Source organism: Malonomonas rubra (assembly GCF_003247215.1).
GTDB classification, from domain to species: Bacteria; Desulfobacterota; Desulfuromonadia; order Desulfuromonadales; family Geopsychrobacteraceae; genus Malonomonas; species Malonomonas rubra_A.
This window is the reverse complement of the sequence record NZ_QKAP01000095.1, coordinates 1-6,149: the sequence shown is the minus strand read 5'-3', so window position 1 is coordinate 6,149 and position 6,149 is coordinate 1. Positions and strand designations below refer to the sequence as shown.

The 6,149-nt window shown below is 47.1% G+C and carries 6 protein-coding genes, 1 pseudogene and 1 riboswitch; of the genes and pseudogenes, 5 read left to right on the top strand and 2 right to left on the bottom strand.

Annotated features, from left to right (window positions below):
• Positions 1-444: pseudogene (locus Q7J88_RS10390) on the top strand (integrase core domain-containing protein); the annotation flags it as partial.
• 83 nt (positions 445-527) lie between these two features.
• Positions 528-851 carry a cytochrome c gene (locus Q7J88_RS10385; protein ID WP_303722122.1) on the top strand — a complete coding sequence of 108 codons (324 nt, stop codon included), beginning with the start codon at positions 528-530 and terminating at the stop codon, positions 849-851.
• 17 nt (positions 852-868) lie between these two features.
• On the opposite strand, the gene Q7J88_RS10380 is transcribed toward Q7J88_RS10385, so the two are convergent.
• Positions 869-1,153: a hypothetical protein gene (locus tag Q7J88_RS10380; protein WP_303722121.1), complete on the bottom strand. Its 285-nt coding sequence runs from the start codon at positions 1,151-1,153 to the stop codon at positions 869-871.
• Between the two features lie 64 nt (positions 1,154-1,217).
• Positions 1,218-1,338: riboswitch (molybdenum cofactor riboswitch) on the bottom strand.
• 333 nt (positions 1,339-1,671) lie between these two features.
• On the opposite strand from Q7J88_RS10380, the gene Q7J88_RS10375 reads away from it, so the two are divergent.
• Positions 1,672-2,625, top strand: a complete 954-nt coding sequence (locus tag Q7J88_RS10375) for a thioredoxin domain-containing protein (protein WP_303722120.1) — start codon at positions 1,672-1,674, stop codon at positions 2,623-2,625.
• Positions 2,626-3,065: 440 nt separating this feature from the next.
• On the opposite strand, the gene Q7J88_RS10370 is transcribed toward Q7J88_RS10375, so the two are convergent.
• Positions 3,066-3,983, bottom strand: coding sequence for a LysR family transcriptional regulator (locus tag Q7J88_RS10370; protein ID WP_303722119.1), 918 nt, complete (start codon positions 3,981-3,983; stop codon positions 3,066-3,068).
• 177 nt (positions 3,984-4,160) lie between these two features.
• Between Q7J88_RS10370 and Q7J88_RS10365 the strand changes: the two genes are divergently transcribed.
• Both Q7J88_RS10365 and Q7J88_RS10360 read left to right on the top strand, forming a co-directional pair.
• Positions 4,161-5,057 (top strand): AEC family transporter, encoded by an 897-nt coding sequence (locus Q7J88_RS10365; RefSeq protein WP_303722117.1) that lies wholly within the window; start codon positions 4,161-4,163, stop codon positions 5,055-5,057.
• A 225-nt stretch (positions 5,058-5,282) separates the two neighbouring features.
• Positions 5,283-6,149 (top strand): helix-turn-helix domain-containing protein (locus tag Q7J88_RS10360; RefSeq protein ID WP_303722116.1); only part of this gene is annotated, 867 nt, incomplete at its 3' end.

Here is a 6,149-nt window from a genome sequence, read left to right as displayed (position 1 = left end):
GCCGAACCGTGGCGCAACGGGAACATCGAGCAGTTCAATGATCACTACCAGCAGAAGTTTCTCGGCAAGGTAATGATGCTCTCAACCGACGATCTACACGCTGGGACAATGGCTTTCGAGCAACGGCATAACAGCTCTTACCGGTACAGCAAACTCGGCGGCAAAACCCCTCTTAAGGCACTTTCCGCTAGCAAGGCGGCGTTGAGATTTCCTGACCCGGCAAGCAATCCCATACAGCGGGTAGAGAAACCGGAGACGGGCCGATACCACTTGGTGCGTCTGATTCGCAGCGATCTCAAACTGAATATCCTCGGAGAATTGTTTCCCGTTCCGCCGGAACTCAAGCTCGAATATGTGGTGGCTACTATCGATGTCAAAGAACAGAAGTTGAAGCTTTATCTGGCCAAGACCCAAGTCGATGAATTTGACTACAAAATTCGCTAATGCTGTCGTTGAGTCTACGATGTCGTGGCACTCAACAATTAGCCCTTAAAAACACACGCAAAAGAGCAGGATAGGAGGCCTATATGAAGAAAATATTTATTCTGCTAAAAATTTTCACGGTTGTAAGCTCGACCGCATTCGCCATATCGGGAGGAAACCCGAGCAAGGGAAGGGCATTATTTAAGAAAAGCTGCAAGCCATGCCATTATATGCACAGCTCAGAAGGTGGTTATCTTTCCCCGTCAGACAAAACCATGAATCAGTGGGACAGGTTCTTCAAAAAAGGAAAACATCCCAGAACCGTTTTCGATGATCTGTCCGAAAAGGAAATAACAGACATTTGGCAGTTCATGTTTGATTTTGCCGCTGACACCGATCAGCCACAAAGCTGCGATCCAGGGCCCTAAAGCAGACATTACAAGGCTCAAGACTTTTGGGGCATGAGATAAGTTACGAGTTGTGAGACTACTTGTTTATGTTTCCCAATACAACTAACAACAAGCATCCCAAAGGCAGCCCCTGACGTTGTCACGGCATCACCAGTCCAGAGGCAGTTGTTGGCCATTTCAAACGGTGGCAGCAGGTACGCCAGCAGTCCAGAGTTATCGGTCGAGGTGGTCGTCGCCAAGCGCAGGTGCTCGATGGCGAAGGCGCTGGTGGTCAACAGTACCAGGCAACTCAATAGAATGATAATACGCAATGTTTTCATCTTACTTTTCCTCCACTTTTTACGTTGCAAAAAGGCCTCATCAAAGGCCAAACCAGCAGCATCCTATATGCGCGGCAAATCTCCTTTCCAAACACAGGAGGCACGATCGTTTCCCACCATACCCAACGGTCCAAACACCACGAATCGAATCGACAGGCTGCATGGACTCGGAGTATTGAATTTTATAAGCTGTAAACTTTACACCGCCTTGAATCGAGTTTCAGGTAAAAGGTCGTCAGGGTTGTCAACCAGTCGCCCATTCTTCATTCTGATCGCGATGCCTCCGAGTCTTTCTGACTGACCGCTGTCATGACTTGCGATCACAACCGTGCTCCCTTGCTGTGGTAGTCTGACAAACTGGTTCTCCCCCGAATTTACGAACACTTCAAAAAAGCATATAGTGAGCCAAAGAAGTTTCTATGACGAAGAGAAGAAAATTAAGTCCCGAATTTAAACACGGAGCTGTCAAACAAGCATTTCAGTACTTGTTTAGCTCCTTAGTCGACAGGAGTACAACTATGAAGAAGCGCATTCGGTTGATTTTTGCTTTGGTGGCTTGCCTACTCATCGGCGGACTGGTAAACAGTTCCGTCATGGCTATGGAGGGTCCGGCAGATCGCAAAGAACGAATCCTTGCCAATCTTAAACTTACTTTTCCTCAACTCGAACAAATGGTTGTCACCATGGGCGACATTGAACCTAGCGGATACGGTAGCCTTGACGAAGGCATGTTCATTATCGGCGGCCGGCAGAAACAGAGATTCCTTGTTAGCCGGGACGACAAAAAACTTTTTCTAGTCAGTGGCGAACCAATTGATGTTAGCCTTAGCAAGGATGAAGTCGCAGCTGAAATCACCAAGCGAACGGCTACTGCAGCCCAAAAAGCCGCTGCAATTCGTGAAGAGCTTGCTTCCAATATCTCAAATCAACCCTACCGAGGTGCATCTGATGCACCAGTGACGATAGTTGAATTTTCTGATTTTCAATGCCCTTATTGCTCAGAAGGTTTTAAAACTGTCGAGCAGATCATTGAGAAGTACCCAAATGACGTAAAGTTTGTGTTTAAGCACTTCCCTCTCAGTAGCCACCCGTGGGCCAAAAAGGCAGCAATAGCAGCGTATTGCGGTGCCTTGCAGAAGGATGAGGCCTTCTGGACACTCCACGATAACTACTTTAACCACCAGAAAGAAATAAATCCGGGCAACGTAATTGCTAAGAGCAAAGAGTATCTGTCTGGCTCTGATATCGACATGGCGGCCTGGTCGACTTGCGCGGAGGACATCAATTCCGATAAATATAAAAATGCCTCGACCGCGGTCGACGCCGACTTGGCCTTGGGCAAGAAACTAGGGGTTTCAGGAACTCCCGGCTTTTTCGTCAATGGTTTATACTTGAATGGAGCCCTGCCGATCGCTGCTTTCGAGCCATTGATCAATGCCGCTAAGACCAAAAATGAATCAGCGAAATTTTAGTTCAAATAATTACTACAACAAGTACAAAAAATGCCTCGGTCTATAAATTAGTGGACTGAGGCATTTCAGAAGTTGATCATGTAGGTCCTAAGAGTAAATTACACTGATTTAGTCTTTCAAAAATAATGATTTCATATTTGAAAACAAAATATCTTCCACCTGGCTAAATCTCAAAGTAGTGAATTAATTTCACGGATCCCGGCATATGGAACGCAAAATCGGCCCTTTCTCTTTGTAGTTATTTCATCAGTTTAGCGAGAGGGCTATTTTTGATCTAACTTTTGATAAAAGGATCTAGGAAATAGCTTTGTGATAACGGAAAGGTAGCGGTTTGGGGAAATCGATCTTCTGGCAATTTGGGTCGAGATGGCTTCAAGTCGGGCTGATTTCACTGATTTCCCATCCAACAGGTACATAGATATGAGGTGGTCATGTACATCCTAGACTGAAGGCGATTCCCCTTCCGGAAGTAACATGAAAAGATTTTTTTGCGAATGCATTTGCTCGACGATGAAATCCATGGTCTCCCTTGCTCGTGCAAGCTGCTTTGTGTCCGGACTGACCTGAAGCCAGAACTCCCTTTCAAGAAATTTTTCCGGTAGCACAGGCATCAGGTCCGGTTCCGTATGCACCATAAAGTAGGGAATTACACCGATACCGGCACCAGCCTTAATACTGTTCATTTGGGCGATGATCGTTGAACTACGAAAAGACGTCTTCAAGGTGGGAGAATATTCTTCTAAGAATTTCAGCTTCTGATCGTACAAAAGGTCATCAATGTATCCGACGAAACGGTGTCCAGAGAGATCACTGACCTTATTGATGGGTTTGGATTGTTCCAGATATTTTCGGGAAGCAAACAATCCGAACCTGTAATGGGTTATCTTTTGGGCAATCACTCTATCCTGCACGGGCTTTTTTACGGTTATGAGAATATCCACCTCACGTTTGGATAGACTGAAATACATGGGTACAGCGATAAGTTCAACCTCCAGTAATGGATTTTCTCTCTGCAAGACACTAAGTTTTGATGCCAAAAAACAGTTCCCTAGGCCATCTGGAGTTCCGATACGAATCGTCCCCGAAAGCTGGTTGTCCTTGCCGGAAACTTGTTCTTGAAGTTTCTGGGTTGTTTTCTCGATCTCTTCTGCGAGCGGCAAGAGCTGTTCCCCCGCAGGTGTCAAGCGACATCCCTTTTCGGTTCTAATGAACAATTTAGTTTGTAAATCAGCTTCCAGTGCTGAAATCCGTCGGGATACCGTGCTATGCGTGACCTTAAGCTGGTTGGCCGCAGACACGAACGAATTGGTTCGGCTGAGAGTCAGAAAGAATCGAAAATCATCCCAGTTTGAGCTCATGGAGCCTCCTTCGTAGGGGTAGTGTCAAAGATATTAATCGACTTAGACATTGTCTCTAGTTGTGCATAAATGCACATATGTTGCACTATTTTTAATATTTACCGCTCAAATTTCAACAGCTATCTTGTCTATTCTGCTAACTTCATGGTTCACTCAACAGTTCAGGATAAGTAACGCATGGAAAACTTCATTCTCATCGGTATCTTTGTAGGTCTTGGTATTTTGTTTCGGCGCATTGAGGCTTTCCCTGAGCAAACGGCGCAGGTACTCAATATATTTGCTCTCTATGTTGCTCTTCCTGCTGTTATTCTGCTCAAGATCCCCCAGCTTAAATTCTCAGGGGACATGATTATCCCCGCTGTTATTCCTTGGATGATGCTGCTTTTGTCAGCCGCCTTGATCCTTATTGTCGGCAAGTGTTTAAGGTGGTCACGCGAAACCATTGCCGTTCTGCTTCTGGTTGTTCCAATCGGCAACACATCGTTTATGGGCGTGCCGATGGTTAAGGCGTTTTTCGGAGAGACCGGAATCCCCTTTTTGATCATTTACGACCAAATCGGCACCATGATCATTTTTGCCATTTTCGGCTCCGTGATACTCGCAATGCATAGCTGTGAAGGAAAAGTGAATATAGCCGGAGTTGCCAAGCGGGCGATTCTTTTTCCACCGACCTTGGCACTCCTGATCGGATTACTGCTACGCGCCTGGCCTTATCCTGATGCCATGGTCAGGGGGCTGGAAACTTTGGCCGGTATGTTGACCCCTCTGGTAATGACCGCTATAGGCTTTCAGTTGAATATAAGGTTAAGCCCAACAGTATTACGCCCTTTAGGTTTTGGCCTGGCGGTCAAATTGGCCATTGCTCCACTTGCGGCTTTAATTGCGTGTTATTGGCTCGAATTAAATGGGTTAGCAACAGAGGTCTCTGTTTTTGAGGCGGGTATGCCACCAATGGTCACAGCGGGTGCTTTAGCAATTGCCGCAGGCATCCTGCCAGAATTGGCAGCAGCTTTGGTCAGTGTGGGGATGGCTTTAGCGTTTGTGACGTTACCAGTACTTTATTGGATCATTTGATTTAGCACATTGACTTGTATCGCCCCAAAGGCGGGAGTTTGTTGCTCTGATTTTCAAAACAAAGCCATATTCATGCCTCCCCAGCACGAAAGTCTAAAATCTAGTTGTTAAGTGCCAGCATATCGTAGACAAAAAAATGTGCCAGGGCATCGTTTACAAAATAGTTCTCTGACAATCGAATAGCCACCCGTCATCCTTCTGTACATTTCCGCTACGGAGGTGTTCATGAAGGATGAGGAAAAGCAACGTATCTTGGCCGTGAGAAGGTTTCTCGCAGGGGAGAAACCAGAAAGCATCTGCTCGTCACTCGGTCGATCTCGGCCCTGGCTTTACAAGTGGGTCCGGCGGCATTCTGCCCATGATGATGAATGGTGCAGCAGTTTGCCAAAAAAACCTGTCAACATTGCCAACCGAACGCCTACTGAGATCGAGGAGATCGTCAAGCTGGTGCGCTTGAATCTCTACAACCTGGATCTGTTTTGTGGAGCGCAGGCCATTCTGTGGGAGCTGGAAGACCTTGGTGTGTCGCCATTACCGTCATTGCGAACGATCAATCGCATCCTCAAACGCAATGATTTGACCCATCGCCGCACCGGCAACTACGAGCCGAAGGGAACGCCTTATCCCAAGCTTCCGGCTCTGTTGCCGAATCAGACGCATCAAATGGACATGGTTGGTCCGTGCTATTTGACCGGACCGATCCGCTTCTACGGGCTCAACGTGATCGATGTCGCAACGGCACGATGTGGTCTTCATGCTTCGCTCTTCAAATCCGGACAAGCTGTCCTGAACAGTATCTGGGCGATCTGGGCGCGACTGGGAATACCGGACAACCTTCAGGTTGATAACGCCATGTCTTTTCTTGGCAGTCCAAGATATCCGAGAGCATTGAGCCAGTTTGTTCGGCTTTGTCTGCTCCATGACGTTGAACCCTGGTTTGTCCTGATGGCCGAACCGTGGCGCAACGGGAACATCGAGCAGTTCAATGATCACTACCAGCAGAAGTTTCTCGGCAAGGTAATGATGCTCTCAACCGACGATCTACACGCTGGGACAATGGCTTTCGAGCAACGGCATAACAGCTCTTACCGG